This window comes from Micromonospora sp. NPDC049004 (assembly GCF_040649315.1).
In the GTDB taxonomy this organism is placed as follows: Bacteria; Actinomycetota; Actinomycetes; order Mycobacteriales; family Micromonosporaceae; genus Micromonospora.
Window position 1 is genome coordinate 157,978 of sequence record NZ_JBEZFG010000011.1, and the last position, 18,516, is coordinate 176,493.

At 73.7% G+C, this 18,516-nt stretch carries 20 protein-coding genes and 1 pseudogene; 7 read left to right on the top strand and 14 right to left on the bottom strand.

Features of this window, described 5'->3' with window-relative positions; translation table 11 throughout:
• Window positions 1-156 precede the first annotated feature (156 nt).
• Entirely contained in the window at window positions 157-1,350 is a 1,194-nt protein-coding gene (locus AB0B97_RS28670) for a hypothetical protein (protein WP_357498018.1), read from the bottom strand.
• Window positions 1,351-1,538: 188 nt separating this feature from the next.
• Between AB0B97_RS28670 and AB0B97_RS28675 the strand changes: the two genes are divergently transcribed.
• The 5 genes from AB0B97_RS28675 to AB0B97_RS28695 all read left to right on the top strand — a co-directional run bounded on the left by AB0B97_RS28675 (window position 1,539) and on the right by AB0B97_RS28695 (window position 7,122).
• Window positions 1,539-1,898 carry a YraN family protein gene (locus AB0B97_RS28675; RefSeq protein WP_357498020.1) on the top strand — a complete coding sequence of 120 codons (360 nt, stop codon included), beginning with the start codon at window positions 1,539-1,541 and terminating at the stop codon, window positions 1,896-1,898.
• Window positions 1,899-1,928: 30 nt separating this feature from the next.
• Window positions 1,929-3,449, top strand: a complete 1,521-nt coding sequence (locus AB0B97_RS28680) for a YifB family Mg chelatase-like AAA ATPase (RefSeq protein WP_357498022.1) — start codon at window positions 1,929-1,931, stop codon at window positions 3,447-3,449.
• Window positions 3,446-4,633: a DNA-processing protein DprA gene (gene dprA / locus AB0B97_RS28685; RefSeq protein ID WP_357498024.1), complete on the top strand. Its 1,188-nt coding sequence runs from the start codon at window positions 3,446-3,448 to the stop codon at window positions 4,631-4,633. The genes AB0B97_RS28680 and dprA overlap by 4 nt, the downstream gene beginning before the upstream one ends.
• A 168-nt stretch (window positions 4,634-4,801) precedes the next feature.
• Window positions 4,802-5,896, top strand: a complete 1,095-nt coding sequence (locus AB0B97_RS28690) for a tyrosine recombinase XerC (protein WP_357498026.1) — start codon at window positions 4,802-4,804, stop codon at window positions 5,894-5,896.
• A gap of 44 nt (window positions 5,897-5,940) precedes the next feature.
• A complete protein-coding gene (locus AB0B97_RS28695; RefSeq protein WP_357498028.1) occupies window positions 5,941-7,122 on the top strand; it encodes an aminotransferase class V-fold PLP-dependent enzyme in 1,182 nt (393 codons plus the stop codon).
• A 111-nt stretch (window positions 7,123-7,233) separates the two neighbouring features.
• Here AB0B97_RS28695 and AB0B97_RS28700 read toward each other — a convergent pair.
• Window positions 7,234-7,818: pseudogene (locus AB0B97_RS28700) on the bottom strand (peptidoglycan DD-metalloendopeptidase family protein); the annotation flags it as partial.
• A gap of 225 nt (window positions 7,819-8,043) precedes the next feature.
• On the opposite strand from AB0B97_RS28700, the gene AB0B97_RS28705 reads away from it, so the two are divergent.
• Window positions 8,044-9,171: a sulfite oxidase gene (locus AB0B97_RS28705; protein ID WP_357498030.1), complete on the top strand. Its 1,128-nt coding sequence runs from the start codon at window positions 8,044-8,046 to the stop codon at window positions 9,169-9,171.
• 54 nt (window positions 9,172-9,225) lie between these two features.
• Here AB0B97_RS28705 and AB0B97_RS28710 read toward each other — a convergent pair whose 3' ends face one another.
• The 12 genes from AB0B97_RS28710 to proS form a co-directional block, all read right to left on the bottom strand.
• Entirely contained in the window at window positions 9,226-9,549 is a 324-nt protein-coding gene (locus AB0B97_RS28710; protein ID WP_007075222.1) for a DUF2469 domain-containing protein, read from the bottom strand.
• Window positions 9,546-10,358 carry a ribonuclease HII gene (locus AB0B97_RS28715; RefSeq protein ID WP_357498032.1) on the bottom strand — a complete coding sequence of 271 codons (813 nt, stop codon included), beginning with the start codon at window positions 10,356-10,358 and terminating at the stop codon, window positions 9,546-9,548. Before AB0B97_RS28715 ends, AB0B97_RS28710 begins: the two co-directional genes overlap by 4 nt.
• Window positions 10,352-10,915 carry an NUDIX domain-containing protein gene (locus AB0B97_RS28720; protein WP_357498034.1) on the bottom strand — a complete coding sequence of 188 codons (564 nt, stop codon included), beginning with the start codon at window positions 10,913-10,915 and terminating at the stop codon, window positions 10,352-10,354. Before AB0B97_RS28720 ends, AB0B97_RS28715 begins: the two co-directional genes overlap by 7 nt.
• A gap of 13 nt (window positions 10,916-10,928) precedes the next feature.
• Window positions 10,929-11,564, bottom strand: a complete 636-nt coding sequence (gene lepB, locus AB0B97_RS28725) for a signal peptidase I (protein ID WP_234584225.1) — start codon at window positions 11,562-11,564, stop codon at window positions 10,929-10,931.
• Window positions 11,565-11,574: 10 nt separating this feature from the next.
• The gene (gene lepB, locus AB0B97_RS28730) at window positions 11,575-12,444 is read right to left on the bottom strand and encodes a signal peptidase I (RefSeq protein ID WP_357498037.1); all 870 of its coding nucleotides are present in this window, start codon (window positions 12,442-12,444) and stop codon (window positions 11,575-11,577) included.
• 181 nt (window positions 12,445-12,625) lie between these two features.
• Complete coding sequence (gene rplS / locus AB0B97_RS28735) at window positions 12,626-12,982, bottom strand: 50S ribosomal protein L19 (RefSeq protein WP_030335223.1); 357 nt, start codon at window positions 12,980-12,982, stop codon at window positions 12,626-12,628.
• A gap of 143 nt (window positions 12,983-13,125) precedes the next feature.
• The gene (gene trmD / locus AB0B97_RS28740; protein ID WP_234584223.1) at window positions 13,126-13,899 is read right to left on the bottom strand and encodes a tRNA (guanosine(37)-N1)-methyltransferase TrmD; all 774 of its coding nucleotides are present in this window, start codon (window positions 13,897-13,899) and stop codon (window positions 13,126-13,128) included.
• 11 nt (window positions 13,900-13,910) lie between these two features.
• Window positions 13,911-14,468, bottom strand: coding sequence for a ribosome maturation factor RimM (rimM, locus tag AB0B97_RS28745; protein WP_357498039.1), 558 nt, complete (start codon window positions 14,466-14,468; stop codon window positions 13,911-13,913).
• Window positions 14,468-14,728 (bottom strand): RNA-binding protein, encoded by a 261-nt coding sequence (locus AB0B97_RS28750; RefSeq protein WP_172862164.1) that lies wholly within the window; start codon window positions 14,726-14,728, stop codon window positions 14,468-14,470. The genes rimM and AB0B97_RS28750 overlap by 1 nt, the downstream gene beginning before the upstream one ends.
• Window positions 14,703-15,191, bottom strand: a complete 489-nt coding sequence (rpsP, locus tag AB0B97_RS28755) for a 30S ribosomal protein S16 (RefSeq protein ID WP_357498041.1) — start codon at window positions 15,189-15,191, stop codon at window positions 14,703-14,705. The genes AB0B97_RS28750 and rpsP overlap by 26 nt, the downstream gene beginning before the upstream one ends.
• 230 nt (window positions 15,192-15,421) lie before the next feature.
• Window positions 15,422-16,069 carry a DUF402 domain-containing protein gene (locus AB0B97_RS28760; protein WP_357498043.1) on the bottom strand — a complete coding sequence of 216 codons (648 nt, stop codon included), beginning with the start codon at window positions 16,067-16,069 and terminating at the stop codon, window positions 15,422-15,424.
• Window positions 16,070-16,143: 74 nt separating this feature from the next.
• Entirely contained in the window at window positions 16,144-17,550 is a 1,407-nt protein-coding gene (proS, locus tag AB0B97_RS28765) for a proline--tRNA ligase (RefSeq protein WP_234584219.1), read from the bottom strand.
• Between the two features lie 175 nt (window positions 17,551-17,725).
• Between proS and AB0B97_RS28770 the strand changes: the two genes are divergently transcribed.
• Window positions 17,726-18,331 carry a TetR family transcriptional regulator gene (locus AB0B97_RS28770; protein WP_357498046.1) on the top strand — a complete coding sequence of 202 codons (606 nt, stop codon included), beginning with the start codon at window positions 17,726-17,728 and terminating at the stop codon, window positions 18,329-18,331.
• Window positions 18,332-18,516 lie beyond the last annotated feature (185 nt).

Below are 18,516 nucleotides of genomic sequence, written 5' to 3' on the forward strand. Positions count from 1 at the left end.
CGCGCGAGGCGGTCGCCAGTTGGCCAGTGTACGCCCCTCCCCCGCCCGACGGCCTCCGGGTGCAGCGCGGGCGGGGCTGCCAGGCGAGGCCCGCCGGGAGCGCTGCCAGGCGGGGCCCGCCGGCGGGTCTGTCGGGCGGAGCTGTGCGGGTGGGACTCAGCCGGCGGCGAGGGCGGCGGCGACGAAGAGCACCAGGCCGACAGTCAGGTACGCCGTCGGAGGGCGCAGCCATCCCCGTCCGCCGTCGGAAAGCGCCAGTCCGCCGGTTCTGAGTCCGTACAGCCCCGCTGCGAAGATCGGCAGCCCGGCGACCAGGCAGATGCCCACCACGACGTTTCCAGCGTCCAGCGGGTCGCCGGTCACGCCCGCCAGCAACACCCGCAGTGCGGGGATCTCGAAAATCAACGCCAGCAGGGCGAAGAGCGCGGCCAACGCCGGGCGACGGGTCCGGTAGACACCGTCGGTCGGCTGGGGGTACACCGGCGGCTCGCCGGCGGACAGGTCGGGCCGCGGGCCGATCCCCGGCATCGGGCCGGTCGGCATCTCCAGCGGGTGCGGCTGCTCCCCGCCGCCCCGGGTCGGCTCGATGATCGGATATCCGGCGAGCGGGGCGGGCCGGGCCTGATCGGCGAGCACACCGGCCGCCGGCCCGACGGCCTGGGCGGCCGCCGACCCGGCGTCTCGGGCGACCTCCGGCGTGGCGTCCCGGGCCACCTCGGGCGTGGCCGGGCTCAGCGGCTCTCGGGCGGCCCGGCGGCCGGGCAGCTCCCCGGAGATCTCCGAGGGGTCCCGATCCGCCCTGCGGGAGCGGGTCGCCCGGTAACCGTCCCCCTCCGTACGCGCGTCACCAAGCGGGTCGACAGCGCCGAAGCGTCCGGAGTCGGCCTCGCCGCTGCCGAACATCCCCGCTTGGGCGTCGACGGCGCCGAACCGCCCCGAGTCCGACTCGGGCGGGCCACCGAAGCGGCCGGCGTCCACCGCGCTCAGACGGCCGGAGTCCGACTCCGGCGGGCCACCGAAGCGGCCCGAGTCCACCACGTTCAGACGGCCGGAGTCCGACTCCGGCGGGCCACCGAAGCGGCCCGCGTCCACCGCGCCGAAGCGGCCCGAGCCCGGTTCCGGGATGGCGCCGAAGGGCGCCGGATCCGGCTCACGGCGTCGACCGATGCCGGTGTCCTCGAGGGATCGACCGTCTTCGCCGCCGCGCTGCTCGGGGATCTCGCTGTCCCGGTATCGCGGCTCACCCGCGCCGCGCCACTCGGAATCGCCGTAACCGCGACCCCGCTCGTCGGGGTACCAGCGCGACTCCTGATCTTCCGGAAAGCTCCGTCGTCCGTCCACGTCAGGCACCGTATGCGACAGGCCACGTCCGCGCCATTTCAGCCCCGGTCGGCCGGTGAAGGGTTCAGCGCCTCGTCCGGGTCGTTGCATAGCACGGCGCGGGCTTGATCGTCCGGTTGTCCACAGGACGCCCGTCGTCCACAGCCGGGCCGTCGCGGGGTCGCGACGCGCGCACTCGGACGGGCACCGTCGCGGCCATGACGAAGCGGAACCAGGCGGTCGGCGCGTACGGCGAGCGGTGTGCCGCCCGGCACCTCAGCGAGGCGGGGCTGCGCCCGATCGCCCGGAACTGGCGCTGCTCGCAAGGCGAGATCGACATCATCGCCTGGGACGGGCCGGTGCTCGCGTTCTGTGAGGTGAAGACGCGCCGGGGCGACAGCTTCGGCACACCGGCCGAGGCTGTCGTACCAGCCAAGGCCCGTCGCCTGCGCGGGCTCGCCGCGATCTGGCTCGCCGAGACCGGCACCAGCGCCGACGAGGTGCGGTTCGACGTGCTGTCGGTACGACTGCCCGCCGCCGGTCCCGCGCAGGTCGACCACCTCAAGGGCGCGTTCTGAGATGCGCCGCCGACGGATCGGTGACGCGTCATGAGCTACGCGAAGGTGCTCTGCGTGGGGCTGGTCGGCGTCACCGGCCACCTCGTCGAGGTCGAGGCGGACCTGGCCGCCGGCCTGCCGGCCGTGGTGATCTCCGGTCTGCCGGACACGGCCCTGCACGAGGCCCGGGACCGGGTCCGGGCCGCCGTGGTCAACTCCGGCCAACGCTGGCCCAACCGGCGGATCACACTGAACCTGCTGCCGGCCACGCTGCCGAAGTTCGGCTCGGCGTTCGATCTGGCCATCGCCGCCGCGCTGCTGGGCGGCTCGGGTGAGCTGCCGCTGCTCCCGCTGGAGGGGGTAGTGGTCCTCGGCGAGCTGGGCCTGGACGGCACGGTCCGGCCGGTGCGCGGGGTGCTGCCGATGGTCGCCGCAGCGGCCAAGGCCGGCGTCGAACGGGTCATCGTGCCGACCGGCAACGCCGCCGAGGCCGCGGTCATCCCCGGCGTACGGGTGCGGGCGGTGGACACGCTGCACCGGCTGGTCGCCTTCGTCCGCGACGGCAGCCCGCTGATCGAACCACCGCCGGACGCGCCGGCACCGGTATCCGGCGGACCCGACCTCGCCGAGGTCGCCGGGCAGCAGCTGGGCCGGCGGGCGCTGGAGGTCGCCGCGGCGGGCGGGCACCACATCGCGCTGCTCGGCCCTCCGGGCGCCGGTAAGACGATGCTGGCCGAGCGGCTGCCGTCGCTCCTGCCCGAGCTGGACGACGACGCGGCGCTGGAGGTGACCGCGCTGCACTCGGTCGCCGGGCTGCTGCCACCGGGTGGTCGACTGCTGCGCCGGCCGCCGTTCCAGGCGCCGCACCACACGGCGACGATCCCGTCCCTCGTCGGCGGCGGTTCCGGGCTGGCCCGCCCCGGCGCGGTGTCGCTGGCCCACCGCGGGGTGCTGTTCCTGGACGAGGCGCCGGAGTTCAGCAAGGGCGCGCTGGAGGCGCTGCGCCAGCCGCTGGAAAACGGTCGCATCCTGCTGAGCCGCAGCGGGGGCGGCACCGAGTACCCGGCCCGGACCCAACTGGTGCTGGCCGCCAATCCGTGCCCGTGCGCGAAACCGTCCGGCGACGCGTACTGCGAGTGCTCGCCGCTGGTGCGCCGTCGCTACCTGGGCCGGCTCTCCGGGCCGCTGCTCGACCGGATCGACGTGCAGGTGCGGCTGATGCCGGTCCGGGCGGCGGAGCTGATGGCGTCCGTCGGCGACGCCGAGTCCTCGGCGACTGTCGCCGCCCGGGTCGCGGCGGCCCGCCGCGCGGCCGCCGCCCGCTGGGCCGGCCTCGGGCGGCGACTCAACGCCGAGGTGGACGGCCCGCTCCTGCGCCGCCCGCCGTGGCGGCTCCCGGCGCCGGTCACCGCCGAGCTGCGCGGCCGACTCGACTCCGGCTCACTCTCGGCGCGGGGCTTCGACCGGGTGATCCGGATGGCCTGGACCATCGCGGACCTGGACGGCCGGGACCGGCCGGACCGCGACGACGTACGAGAGGCGATCCAACTACGAACGGGGGAGGCGGCATGAGCGCCGACGAGGAGAGCAGGCTGGCCCGGGTGGCGCTGACCTGGTTGGCCGAGCCGGGCACCCGGGCGGTGTACCAACTGGTCGACCGACTCGGTCCGGTCGCGACACTGGATCTGTTGCTCGACGGCGGTAGCCCCGACGGCTGGCTACACAGCACGGTGGCCGCCCGGTCGGCCGCCGGTGACGCGCGGGCGGTCGCCGCCGAGGCGTTGGCGAGGGCCGACCGGCTCGGCGCCCGCCTGGTCACCCCCGACGACGCGGAGTGGCCGGTCCGGGTGGCCGGCCTGAAGACGCTCCGGCTGCCGAACGCCATCCGCCGGGTGGACGGCGAGACCGCGCCGCCGCTCTGCTTCTGGGTACGCGGGGCCTGGGACCTGGGCGAGGCGCTGGAGCGCTCGGTGGCGGTGGTCGGCGCGCGGGCGGCCACCGGTTACGGCCAGCACGTCGCCACCGAACTGGGGTACGGGCTGGCCGAGCGGGACTGGACAGTGGTCTCCGGCGGCGCGTTCGGCATCGACGCGGCAGCCCACCGGGGTGCCCTCAACGCGGGCGGGTTGACCGTCGCGGTGCTGGCCTGCGGGGTGGACCGGCCGTATCCGATGGGCAACACCGCGCTCTTCGACCGGATCGCCGACACGGGGCTGCTGGTCAGCGAGTGGCCACCCGGCGCCGAGCCGCTGCGTCCCCGGTTCCTGATCCGCAACCGGGTCATCGCCGGGGGCACCCTCGGCACCGTCGTGGTGGAGGCGTCGGCGCGCAGCGGCGCGACGCAGACCGCCCGGCGGGCCATCCACACCGGGCGGGTCGCGATGGTCGTGCCCGGGCCGGTGACCTCGGCGATGTCCGTCGGGGCACACGAGTTGCTCCGCGAGTGCGCCGAGGTGCGGCTGGTCACCGGGGTGGCGCACGTGCTCGAGGAGGTGGGCCGGGTCGGCGCGGACCTGGCCCCGCTGGCCCGTGGCCCGCAGCGGCCGACCGACGCCTTGGACGACGACGCCCGATCCCTGCTGGAGGCGTTGCCCCGCCGGGGCGTACGGGGTGTGGACGCGCTCGCCGCCCGGGCCGGCGTGAACGTGCGTACCGCGCTGCGCAAGCTGTCGTTGCTGGAGGAGCTGTCCATGGTGGTGCGCCGCGACGACGGTTACGCCCTTGTCCCGCCAACCGGCTCGACGGGCGGCTCATGAGCAGACGCACCATCGCGGTGCCCGGCCGTCGGGTGTGGCGACACCGGCACCAGAGTGGCGAGCGTTGTGCGACTCGCGGCCGTACGCTGGTGCCGTGCCAGCTGTCAGTGGGGGTGCGCACGCCGCGCGGCGGGCAGCAACCGCGACGCCGCCGTGGGCGCGACTGCCGTGAGCCGGTCCAGCCGGGGCACCCGGGCCACCCACCAGGCGCTGCCGCCGGCGCTGCGGGACGCGGTCGACGACTTCGCCGAGCACCTCGCCCGGGTCCGCAACCGGTCGGCGCACACCGTCCGCGCGTACGTCACCGATGTGGTCACGTTGCTCGACCACGCCGTGCGGATGGGCTGCCTGGAGCTGGCCGAGCTGGACCTGTCGGTGCTGCGGAGCTGGCTGGCCCGGCAGCGGACCACAGGTGCCGCCCGTACGTCGCTGGCCCGTCGGGCCGCCTCAGCGCGGGCGTTCAGCGCCTGGGCGCACCGCGCCGGGTTGCTCCCGACCGACGTGGGCGCCGCACTGGCCAGCCCTCGTGCTCACCGGGAGTTGCCCAGCGTCCTGCGCGCCGACCAGGCCGCCGCCCTGGTGGAGGCGCCGTCCCGGCAACCGACGCCCGCGCACGGCACGACCGCGACGGAAGCAGCCGCGCACAGCGGGACCACGACGGCAACGCCCGCGCCGGACGCGGCCACGACGGCAACGCCCGCGCACGGCACGGCTGCGGCGGGAGCCGTCGGCGACGCGCCGGATGCCGCAGCCGCCGAGGCGGTGCTGTTGCGCGACCGGGTTCTGCTGGAGCTGCTCTACGCCACCGGCGTGCGGGTCAGCGAGGCGTGCGGACTGGACGTCGGGGACGTCGACCACGGCCGCCGGGTGATCCGGGTGTTCGGCAAGGGCGGCCGGGAGCGCTCGGTGCCGTACGGGGTGCCCGCGCAGCGGGCGTTGGACGAGTGGTTACGCCGGGGCCGACCGCTGGTGGCGGGCGCCCGCTCCGGCGACGCGCTGCTGCTCGGGGCGCGCGGTGGCCGGCTCAACCCGACGACGGCGCGACAGATCGTCGGCGGGTACGCCGAGACGGCCGGCCTTCCGCGGACCAGCCCGCACGGGCTGCGCCACTCCGCCGCCACCCATCTGCTGGAGGGCGGGGCCGACCTGCGCGCCGTGCAGGAGTTGCTCGGCCACTCGTCGCTGGCCAGCACGCAGATCTACACCCACGTCTCGGTGGAGCGGCTGCGCGCCGCCTACCGGCAGGCACATCCCCGCGCCTGATCAAGGGCCCAGGGGCCGGACCGCTCGACGGTTACGATCATCGGGTGAGCGTCCCGCAGCCACCCGAGCCGATCCCGGGCGCCCGCCTGCTCTTCTCCCTGGACCCGGCGGTCAGCCATCTCAACCACGGATCGTTCGGCGCGGTGCCGATCGGCGTGCAGCGAGTCCAGCAGCGGCTGCGCGACGAGATGGAGGCCAACCCGCTGCGCTTCTTCACCCAGGGGCTCGCCGACCGGATCACGCACACCCGCCGGCACCTCGCCGGGTTCCTGGGTGCCGACCCGGACGGCAGCGCGCTGATCGGGAACACCACCACCGGCGTCGCCGTGGTGCTGCAGTCGGTGGGCCTGCGACCCGGTGACGAGGTGCTCAGCACCGACCACGGGTACGGGGCGGTGAGCCTGGCCATCCAGCGGGAGTGCCGGCGCACCGGCGCGGTCAGCCGCGTCCTGCCGATCCCGCTGGCCGCCACCGACGAAGAGATCGTGCAGATCATCCGGGCCGGCCTGCGCCCGGGGCGGACGCGGCTGCTCGTCGTCGACCAGCTCACCTCCGCCACCGCCCGGCTCTTCCCGATCGCCGCCATCGTCGGGGCGGCCCACGAGAGCGGGGTGCCCGTTCTGGTGGACGCGGCACACGCCCCCGGGATGCTGGCCACCACCGTCGCGAGCATCGGCGCGGACTTCTGGGCGGGCAACCTGCACAAGTGGGGGTACGCCCCGCGCGGCACTGCCCTGCTGGTGGTCGCCCCCCAGTGGCGGGAGCGGATCGAGCCGCTGGTGGTCTCGTGGGAGCAGGAAGCCGGCTTCCCGGCCCGGCTCGAATGGCAGGCCACGCTCGACTACACCTCCTGGCTGGCCGCCCCGGCGGGACTGTTCACGCTGCGCAGCCTCGGCGTCGACCGGGTACGGGCGCACAACGCCGCGCTCGCCGCGTACGGCCAGCGGGTGGTGGGGGACGCGCTGGGGGTGGCCCCCGCTGATCTGCCCGACCCCGGCGGGCCGGCTGTGGCTCTCCGCCTCATTCCGCTGCCGCCCGGCACGGGCACCACGATCGACGCGGCTCGGGCGTTGCAGACCCGGATCGGCGAGCGGCTCGCCGCCGAGGTCGCGGTGATGAGTTGGAACGGCCGCGGATGGCTGCGGCTCACCGGTCAGGTCTACAACGCCGCCGACGAGTACGAACGGCTGGCCGTTCGGCTGCCGGCGTTGCTCGCCCAGCGCTGACCCGCTCCCGCCCGGACCGAGCGGGAGCGGACGCACCGAAATCGGGGCGCCGGGAAGCAGGTGCGCCGGAAGTAGGTGCGCCGGAAGCGGGTCCGCTGGGAGCGGGCGCACCGGGAGCAGCCGCACCGGGCCGAGGCCGAGCAGGGAGAGGGGGTCGAGATACTCCTCGCCCCGCCGCAGGCCCCAGTGCAGGCACGCCTGCGACGGGCAACCCGGGTGCCCGGGCAGCAGTTCGCCCAGCGGCGTGCCGGCGGTGACCGGCTGGCCGGGGCGTACGGCGGGTTGGACCGGCTCGTAGGTGGTCCGCAGCCCGTCGGCGTGCCCGACGGTGACGACCGGTCGGCCGGCCACCAGGCCGGCGAAGAGCACGGTGCCCGGCCCGGCGCTGCGGACCGCCGCTCCGGGCGGGGCGGCCAGGTCGACGCCACGGTGGCCGGGCAGCCACGGTCGGGGCGGCGGGTCGAACCGGCGCACCGGACGAGGTGGCCCGTCGAGGGGCCAGCGGAACCGCCCGGCAGGCACTGGTCCAGGCGCCGGGTCGGTCACGGCCGCGACCGGCACGGTTGGCGTCGGTGGTTGGCCGGGCACCGCCGCGACCAGCACCGCCAGCCCGCAGAGCTGGACGGTCAGTGCGAGCGGGAGCGCGGCGCAGAGCAGCAGCGTGCGGCGGATCCGATCGTCGGGTGGCGGTCGCATGACGGCAGCCTCCGGCGAAGGCTGGGCCGTCCGCCAGCCCGGCTGACGAAGCTGTGGACAACCGGGGGTCCTGTGGACGACCACCGAACCGCCCGATGATCTGTTATGGGAACGCTGTCCCGACCCGACGCACAGCGGACCAGGTCACCACCGCCGGGCCGGAACAAAGGGCCTAGGCTGGGCCGCGTACGGCGGGTGGCGCCGTCTGCACCGGGGAGGCCTCGCATGACCACTGTCGATGACCGGACGCCGACGGTGGCGGACGTGAGCGGCCCGTCCCGGCTCGCCGAGCCCGACGAGGCGATCAGTGCCGAGGAGTTGCAGCTCGCCGCCCGCAACCACGGCCTTCCGCTGGAGGCGCTGCGGTACGACGTGACCCCCGCCGGGCTGCACTACCTGCTGATCCACTACGACATCCCGGAGGTCGACGCGGCGGCGCACGCGTTGACCGTCGGGGGCGCGGTGGACCGTGCGCTGACCGTCACCCTCGCCGACCTGCGCGCGCGACCCCGTGTCACCCACCGGGTCACGATGGAGTGCGCCGGCAACGGCCGGGCCCTGCTGCACCCCCGGCCGGTGAGCCAGCCCTGGCTGGTCGAGGCGGTCGGCAACGCCGAGTGGACCGGCACGCCCCTCGCTCCGCTGCTACGCGAGGCGGGCCTGGGCGCGGACGCGGTCGACGTGGTCTTCACCGGTGCCGACCATGGCGTCGAGCGCGGTGTCGAGCAGGACTACCAGCGGGCGCTGCCGGTGACCGACGCGCTGCGCGAGGAGGTGCTGCTGGCGTACGAGATGAACGGGGCTCCCCTGCTGCCGCAGCACGGCGCCCCGCTGCGGCTGATCGTGCCGGGCTGGTACGGCATGGCGCACGTGAAGTGGCTGCGCTCGATCGAGGTCCGGACGGAGCCGTTCGAGGGCTACCAGAACGCGGAGGCGTACCGGCTGCGGCGCGACGCCGACGACCCGGGCGTGCCGGTCACCCGGATCGAGCCGCGCGCGCTGGTCCGCCCGCCGGGCTTTCCCGACTTCATGACGCGCCGTCGGCTGCTCCCGGCAGGACCCTGCACTGTGGACGGGCGGGCCTGGTCGGGCCACGCGCCGGTGGTCGCGGTGGAGGTCAGCGTCGACGGCGGTGCGAACTGGGCGCCGGCCGAGCTGGACCCGGCGGCGGGCGGGGAGTTCGCGTGGCGGCGGTGGCGGTACGAGTGGACGGCGACGCCCGGCCGGTACGTGCTCAGCGCGCGGGCGACCGACGCGTCCGGGCGGACCCAGCCGGTCGAGCAGCCGTGGAACCGTGGCGGCTTCGCCAACAACCTGGTGCAGCGCGTCGAGGTTGTGGTGCCGGCCGAGTGACCGGCGCGTCGGGCCGCGCCACGGATGGGGGGACCGTGGCGTGGCCGAGGGTCCTCAGCCGCCGAAGCCGGAGTCGGCGGGCAGCGAGATGTCGGGCTTCTCCAGCTCTTCGACGTTGACGTCCTTGAAGGTCATCACTCGGACGTTCTTCACGAAGCGGGCAGGACGATACATGTCCCACACCCAGGCGTCGTGCATCTCGACCTCGAAGTAGACCTCGCCGTCGGAGTTACGCACGTGCAGGTCGACCTGGTTGGCCAGGTAGAACCGGCGTTCCGTCTCCACCACGTAGGAGAACTGGCGGACAATGTCGCGGTACTCCCGGTAGAGCTGCAGCTCCATCTCGGTCTCGTACTTTTCGAGATCTTCCGCGCTCATCGCACTCCGCCTTCCATGACCACATCTTCCCCCACCGGCGCCGGAGGCCGAGGCTGCTCGCCCAACGCCACGCCGACGGTACCCCCTGACGCCCAGGAGCGCTCCATCGGCTCGTCCGACGCCGGGCCGACGGGCCGTCGGGCGCGCGGCGGCCGGCCGTCGCGGCCGGAGACCGCGGCGACATTGATGTACGAGAAGCGGTGCTCCCGGCACGGTCCGTGCTCCCGCAGCGCCGCGCTGTGCTCCGGGGTGATGTAGCCCTTGTGTTCGGCGAAGCCGTACGCCGGGAACACCCCGTCCAGCTCCACCATGATCCGGTCTCGGGTGACCTTGGCGAGCACGCTGGCCGCCGCCACACACGCGGCCACCCGGTCACCCTTCCAGACCGCCAGCCCCGGCACGCCCAGGCCGTCCACGCCGAAGCCGTCGGTCAGCACGTACTCCGGCCGGGTCGTGAGCGAGGCGAGCGCCCGGCGCATCGCTGCCAGGTTGCACACGTGCAGCCCCCGGGAGTCGACCTCGTCGGCCGGAATGACCACCACGGCGTACGCCAGGGCGCGGTCCACGACCTCGGCGTACACCCGCTCCCGGCTGGCCGGGGTGAGCAGCTTGGAGTCGGCCAGCCCGTCGATCTCGCCGCGTCGCCCCTCCGGCAGCACCGCCGCGGCGGCGACCAGTGGGCCGGCGCAGGCCCCCCGACCGGCTTCGTCGGCGCCGGCCACGTGCCGGAACCCGCGCCGTTGCAGCGCCCGTTCGAGCGCGTACAGGCCTGCCTCCCGGCGTACGACGGTGCGCGGCGGGGTCAGCACGACGCCTCGACGGCCGGCGGCAGGAGCCGGGCCAGCAGGTCGGGCAGCTCGGGCGGGTAGTACCGGTCGCCGCTGGCGGCCAGCTCGGCCGGCAGCCACCAGCGGTGGCCGGCGATGCTGCGCTGCTCGACGTCGTTGAAGCCGACGGTGTCGACCTGCCACGACGGCACCCGGAACAGGAAGAAATCCTGCTCCTGGCGGTACCAGTCGCCGTCGAACGGAAACTCGGTCGTGTCGGACCACACGGGCTCGCCCAGCTCGGCGGGATCGACCCGCAGCCCGGTCTCCTCGGCCAGCTCCCGTGCCGCGCCGGCCGACGGGGACTCCGCCTCGTCGAGCCCGCCGCCGGGAGTGAACCAGTAGCGGTGCTCCGGGCGGGCCGGGTCGAAGCCGTGGAACAGCAGGACCCGGCCGGCCGCGTCGACGAGCAGCACCCGTGCCGCGCGTCGAGGGGTGTAGACACGATTGGCACTGTTCACGCCTGCGGGGCTCGCAAGCTCACTCCTCGCGCTCACGGTCACCGCACCAGCCTGCCAGACGTGCGGCCGATCGCCCATGCCCCCGCCGGTTCTACGGCTTGGGAATGCCGTCGAACTGATCGGGCACCGTCAGCCAGGTGGCCCGGTTGACGGGCCAGAAGACGGTGAACGCCCGCCCGACGACCTCGCCCTCGGGGATCGTGGCCTCGGTGATGTTCTGCCCGGACTGCTGCCAGTGCTCCAGCGAGTCACCCGAGGCCGACCGGTGGTCGCCCATCACCCACAGCCGACCCTTCGGCACCGTGATGTCGAACTCCTGGTCGGCCGGCTTGTCGCGGACCCCGTCGATCGAGAAGATGTACGGCTCGTCGAGCGACCTGCCGTTGATCATCAGGCGTTCCTGCGCGTCGCAGCAGACCACGTGGTCGCCGCCGACGCCGATCACCCGCTTGATGAAGTCCTCACCGTCGGGGTTGCCGCTCCACTCGGTGGGCGCCTTGAAGACGATCACCTCGCCGCGGTGCGGTGATCGGAAGTCGTAGACCAGCTTGTTGACCAACACGCGGTCATCGATCTTGAGAGTGTTCTCCATGGACGGAGAGGGGATGAAGAAGGTCTGCAGCACGAAGGCGCGGACCAGCACCGCGACCAGGATCGCCACACCCAGCAGGATCGGCAGCTCCTTCCAGAAGGAGCTGCGCGGCTTGTCGGTCTGCTCGTCAATCACGCCAAGGAGCCTACGTTGCCGGGCCGGACGGCACCGTCCGGAACGCGCGGGAACCCCTCAGCGCGGCCGCCAACGGGAGAATCAGCAGCACACCGCCCTGCGGGGACGGACGGACCGGGGGCGCCCCGGAGGAGGCGGCGGCCGGCGCGGCCACGTCGTCGAAGGTCGACGGCACCGACAGCGCGGCCCAGCGTGACGACGGCCAGACCACCATGAACGCCCGGCCGACCACGTTGTCGATCGGCACCGGGCCCTGGCAGCGCGCGTCCTGGGAGACCTCGCGGTGATCGCCCATCACGAAGATCTGCCCCGGGGGTACGACCACCTCGTCGAAGCGCCGGGAGCGGCACTCCTGCGGATTGGGTGGCAGATCCAGCGGGGAGTTGCGCAGCACGTACGGCTCGTCGAGCGGAGTCCCGTTCACGGTGACCCGGCCCTGGGAGTCGCAGCACTTCACCCGGTCACCGGGCAGGCCGATCACCCGCTTGATGAAGTCCTTCTCGCCGGGACGGCTCACCCCGACCAGGTCCCCGACGGTGCGGCCGACCTTGCCGACGAAGCCGGGCTCCGGCTGCTCGTCGACCTGCGGCGCCCAGCGGTCGGTGCCCCGGAACACCACCACCTCGCCGCGCACCGGGTCACGGACGTCGTAGACGACCTTGTTGACCAGCACCCGGTCGCCGATCAGGAGGGTGTCCTCCATCGAACCGGACGGGATGAAGAACGCCTGGAGCAGGAATGTGCGGATCAGCACCGCGAGGCAGAACGCGACCACCAGCAGCAGTGGAAGTTCCTGCCAGAGCGGCATCTGGCGGCGGCCGCGGCGCACCCGCCGGCGCCACGGATCGACGGTGCCGTCCTCGTCAAGCGTCTGCACCACGCCACTCCCCCGTCCGCAGAAACACCACCGCCCGGGAGCCTCGTCGAGGCTCCACGGGCGGTAGTGGACAGCTGCCCGCCACAAAGGCGGGGTCGCCGCCTGGCTGCGCCCGTACGACCAGGGTAGTGCGGTCTGGGCGGTACGGCATACGCGCAGCTCAGGCGGCGTGGCGAGCGGGAAGTCAGCTGGGCTGCTTCTCCCGCTTCTCCTTGATCTTGGCCTTCTTGCCGCGCAGCTCGCGCAGGTAGTAGAGCTTGGCGCGACGCACGTCACCGCGGGTCACGACCTCGATCCGGTCGATGCCCGGGCCGTTGAGCGGGTAGGTCCGCTCGACGCCGACACCGAAGCTGACCTTGCGGACCGAGAAGGTCTCGCGCAGACCGTCACCCTGGCGGCGGATCACGACGCCCTGGAAGATCTGGACACGGGACCGGTTGCCCTCGACGACCCGCGCGTGCACCTTGACGGTGTCACCGGCACGGAAGTCGGGAAGGTCGGTCCGCTTCGACTGGGCGTCAAGGGCGTCCAGGATGTTCATCGCTGCGTCCTCGTAAGGCTCACGGCGCACCGTCACTCGGTGCGCGGGTGGGTGATTCTGATTCCCGGGTGGTGATCGGCGGGCCGACCCCGGTCGGGGATCCTCGCAGCCGCCCGCGGGCGCGGACGGATGCGGCAACCCCCCTACTTTGCCACATCCCCCGGCGGCGGCTGAAATCCGGCCCGCTCCAGCGCCGCGATGTCCCGTTTGTCAAGCCGCTCGGGCGGCAGCGCGGCCAGCAGGTCCGGACGTTGGGCCGCGGTCCGCAGCAGCCCCTCCTCGCGCCGCCAGCGCGCGATCTTGCCGTGGTCGCCGGAGCGGAGCACCTCCGGGACGTCGTGCCCGCGCCAGCTCGGCGGCTTCGTGTAGATCGGTGCCTCCAGCAGCCCGTGCGCGTGCGACTCCTCGTCCAGCGAGCCGGCGTTGCCCAGCACCCCGGGCAGCAGGCGGGTGACCGCCTCCAGGATGACCAGCACCGCGACCTCGCCGCCGAAGAGCACGTAGTCGCCGAGCGACACCTCGGTGACCGGCATCCGGGTGGCGGCGTGCGCCAGGACCCGCTGGTCGATCCCCTCGTACCGGCCGCAGGCGAAGAGCAGGTGCGGCTCGGCGGCCAGCTCGTGCGCCATGGCCTGGGTGAACGGGACACCCGCCGGTGACGGCACGAGCAGCCGGGGCGGCGGGGCCTCGGCCGGGGCGAGCGCGTCCAGCGCCGCACCCCACGGCTCCGGCTTCATCACCATGCCGGGGCCGCCGCCGTAGGGGGTGTCGTCGACAGTGCGGTGCACGTCGTGGGTCCAGGTCCGCAGGTCGTGCACGGCGAGCTGGAGTACGTCGTTGGCCCGGGCGCGGCCGATCAGCGACAGGTCGAGCGGGGCGAAGTACTCCGGAAAGATCGACACGACGTCGACGCGCATGCGGGCTGGTCCTAAAGATCGAGCAGGCCGGCCGGCGGGTCGACGATCACGCGTCGACCGGCCAGGTCGACCTCCGGGACGATCGCCCGGACGAACGGGATCAGCGCGGTACGCCCCTCGGGGCGCCGCAGCACCAGCAGGTCGGACGACGGCGCGTGGTCGATCCGGGCGACCTCGCCGAGGCGCTCACCGGCCGGGGTGACCACGGCCAGACCCACCAACTGGTGGTCGTGGAACTCCTCCGGGTCCTCCGGAGGCTCCACGTCGGCGCTGTCCACCACGAGCAGGGTTCCGCGCAGCGCCTCCGCGGTGTCGCGGTCCAGGATGCCGTCGAAGGCGACGAGCATCCGACCCTGGTGGAACCGGGACTCCTCGATGGTCAGCTCGGCGGGCACCCGGAACGGCACGCCCGGCCCGTTCGCCGGCGCGGGCGGCGGGACCGCCCCGGGTTCGGTGCGCAGCACCGAACCCGGGGCGAACCGTGCTTCGGGTTCGTCGGTCCGCACTTCCACGGTGACCTCCCCGCGGACACCGTGCGGCTTGCCGATCCTTCCGACGACGAGCTGCATCAGTACGAGTCGACGATGTCGACGCGTACCCCGCGCCCGCCGATGGAGCCGATCACCTGACGCAGCGCCTTGGCGGTCCGGCCGGACCGCCCGATCACCGTGCCGAGGTCCTCGGGGTGCACGCGGACTTCCAGCCGCTTGCCCCGACGGGAATCGACCATCCGGACCCGGACGTCATCCGGGTGGTCGACGATGCCCTTGACCAGGTGCTCCAACGCCGGACGCAGAGGCATGTCAGGCCTGCTCACCGGCGTCGGCAGCGGCAGCGGGGGCCTCGGCCGGAGCCTCGGTCGCCGGGGCCTCGGCCTTCGGGGCCTCGGCCGGAGCCTCAGCGGCCTTGGTGGCCTTCTTGGCCGGCTTGGCCGGGGTCTCCGGGGCGAGCCCGGCGGCGGCCTTCGCCTCAGCCTCGTACGCCGCCTTGCGGTCGGCCTTCTCGGCGGCGACCTTGAGCGGCGGCGGGGCCGGCAGGCCCTTGTACTTCTGCCAGTCACCGGTCAGCTCCAGCAGCCGCTGCACCGCCTCGCTCGGCTGAGCGCCGACGGACAGCCAGTACTGGACCCGCTCCGACTTGACCTCGATGATCGAGGGGTCTTCCTTGGGCTGGTAAACCCCGACGAACTCGATCGCCCGGCCGTCGCGCTTGGTGCGCGAGTCGGCGATGACGATGCGGTACTGCGGGTTGCGGATCTTGCCCATCCGCAGGAGCCGGATCTTTACGGCCACAGTTGTTTCGCTCCTGTTGCGATCTCACCAGCCCGCTGTGGGCGGTGTGCGTGGGTGAGCGCCGACCGGACCCGTGGGGTTGGGCCGGAGACTACTCGGTGGACTAGCGACGTGCCCGGGTTAGAGGGCGCCGGACGCGCGCTGGATACCAGCGACCCATTCTGCCAGATCCGACGCCGATCTCTCGCATCGGACCCGGACACCGCGTCACCGGTGACCCGGAACACCTCTCAGCGCACCGGCGGACGGTCCCACCCGGGCGGAAGTTCGTCCGGTACGTCCCACTGGGCCGGCGGGGTGAAATCGCACCAGGTGCCGTCGAACGGGAACCGGCCCGCCTCGGCGAGCGCGATCACCCGCTCCCCCTCGGCGCGGACCGCCTTTTCGTCGGTCACCCAGTAGTCGTCCGGGAAGGCGAGACGCTCGACGAACTCGTCCTCGTCCTTCCACTCCCAGCTGAGGTCCGGACGCACCACCACGTCGAGGTCCTGGTCCACCACGTCGACGCCGGCCACCGGGCCGTCGTCCCAGCGGACACCGGGCTCCTCCAGGTTGACGTACCAGTGGGCGAACCTGCCCTGCGCGTCCCGGAACCACCACACGGAGTGCGCCGCCCCGGTGGGCAGGAACTTCAGCAGCGGAGGGCCGTTCCAGCGGCCGTGCGCCAGCCGGTACGACGACGAGATCCACTGGGCGAACGGCATCGCCCGCATGCCCAGCCCCGCCTCGGTCACCTCGTGGGCCACCGGCGAGTCCCGCGCGATCCACACCAGCAGACCCCGCTCGTCGTCGCTTACCACGCGACCCGGCCGGACCCATCCGATCCGACCGTGCCGCACGTTGCGGTGCATGATCAGCCGACCCGGCGCGAAGCGCACGGCAGCACCTCCGGGCTGTTAGCGGGGGCCCTTTCCTCGACCGCGGGCGTCAGGAAGGGGCCCTTCCTGACGCCTCAGTAGGCGCGGGCGAGGATGGCGACCAGGTCGGGCTCGTCCTCGGAGTCCGGCACCGAGCCGTCGGCGCGCAGCAGGCAGCGCACCGTCACGCCCTGGCCGTTCGCCTCGGCCTCGCCGGCCACGCCGACCGCCGACCACGGCACCTTGGCCCAGCCGGTGGCCGCCGCCTCGATCGCCTCGGCCAGCGTCGACACCTCGACGGTGCGCGACTGGCGGTGCGCGAGGGCCTGGTCGTGCAGCACCTGCTGGTCGGCCTCCAGTGCGGCGAGGACCGCGCCGACCACGTCGGCCACCGCCGTCGGGGACTTCGACCCGTCGGTACGACGGACCACCGTCGCGTTGCCGACGGCCAGGTCGCGGGGGCCGACCTCGACGCGTACCGGATAGCCGCGCAGCTCGGCGTCGACGGCCCGGCGGCCGAACGCGGTGTCGGTCCGGTCGTCGAGCGCGACCCGGACACCGGCGTCGCGCAGGCCGTCGCGCAGCTTGGCCGCCGCCTCGCCGACGCCCTCGCCATCCTTGACGATCATGATGTACGCCTGGATGGGCGCCAGCCGCGGCGGCACCCGCAGGCCGTTGTCGTCGCCGTGGGCCATGATCAGGCCACCGAGCATCCGGGTCGACGTGCCCCAGGAGGTCGTCCACGCGTGCTCGCGACCGCCCTCCTTGGCGGAGTAGCTGATGTCGAACGCCTTGGCGAAGTTCTGGCCCAGCTCGTGGCTGGTGCCCAACTGGAGCGCCTTGCCGTCGCCCATCATGCCTTCGCAGGTGTACGTGGCGGTGGCCCCGGCGAAGCGCTCACGGGCCGTCTTCAGGCCCACCACCACCGGGATGCCGAGCACGTTCACCATCAGATCCTCGTACGCCTCGTGCAGGATCCGCCGCGCGTAGGCGCGGGCGTCCTCACGGGTGGCGTGCGCGGTGTGCCCCTCCTGCCAGAGGAACTCGCTGGTCCGCAGGAAGATCCGCGGGCGCAGCTCCCACCGGACCACGTTGGCCCACTGGTTGAGCAGCAGCGGCAGGTCCCGGTACGAGTCGATCCACTTGGCCATGAACTCGCCGATCACCGTCTCGCTGGTGGGGCGCACCACCACCGGCTCGGCGAGCTGCTTGCCGCCACCGTGGGTGACGACCGCCAGCTCCGGCGAGAAGCCCTCGACGTGCTGGGCCTCGCGCTTGAGGTAGCTCTCCGGGATGAACAGCGGGAAGTACGCGTTCTCCGCGCCGGCCGCCTTGATCCGGGCATCCATCTCGGCCTGCATCCGCTCCCAGATGGCGTAGCCGGCGGGGCGGATGACCATGGTGCCGCGGACCGGGCCGTTGTCGGCCAGCTTCGCCTTGGCGATCAGGTCCTGGTACCAGCGGGGGAAGTCCTCCGCACGGGGAGTGAGCACGCGTGCCATGACCGCACATCCTATGCGCCACGCGGGTCCCCGCCGCGCCCGGGAGGCGCCGCGCCGCGCGACCGGTGCTGGGCGGGGCGCGCGACCCGCCCTTGCCGGGGCGCGGCGGGCGCTGGGCGGGGGCGGGCAGCGGGCGCTGGGCGGGGTAGCGGCCCGCCCGTAGAATTCGACCACCATGACTGCGACCGACTCACCACGCCAGCGACTGCGGGACACGATCGTGGACGCCGCCCGCGCACGGACCATCGCCGCCGGCTGGGACGCGGTCCGCATGGGCGGCGTGGCCACCACGGCGGGGGTCAGTCGGCAGACCGTCTACAACGAGTTCGGCAGCAAGGCGGGCCTCGCCGAGGCGCTCGCCCGACGCGAAGTGGACCGGTTCGTCGGCGACGTCCGGGAGGCGCTGCTCGCGCACGGTGCCGACGTACGGGCCGGCGCGTACGCCGCGATCGCCCACACCCTCGCCACGGCGGCCGACAACCCGCTGGTCAAGGCCATCCTCACCAGCGCCCGGGGCGGCTCGGACGAACTGCTCCCGTACCTCACCACCCGGGCCGAGGTGGTCCTCACCGAGGCGTCCGGCGCGCTGATCGAGTGGGCCGGTGACCACCTGCCGGGAGCGGACCAGGCAGCGTTGGCATTCGCCGCAGACACGATCGTCCGTCTGGTGGTGAGCCACATCGTGCTCCCGCGATCCCCGATCGACCAGACCGCCGCGGCCCTGGCCGACCTGGCCGTGCACCTCTTCGCCGCCGCCGCGACCACCCGCCCGCCCCGCTGACGCTCCCACGTCGTCGTACGCGAACCGTCGCGCCCGCACGCACCTCCGCCCCCGGCCTGCCACGCCCACGCCCCATGCCCCACGCCAAGATCCGCACAACATCAGTGATGTTGCTGCCTCCGGCGAGCGTGAGGCAGCAACATCAGGGAAGTTGCGCGGATCTTCCCTCGCCGGCCTCTCCGCCC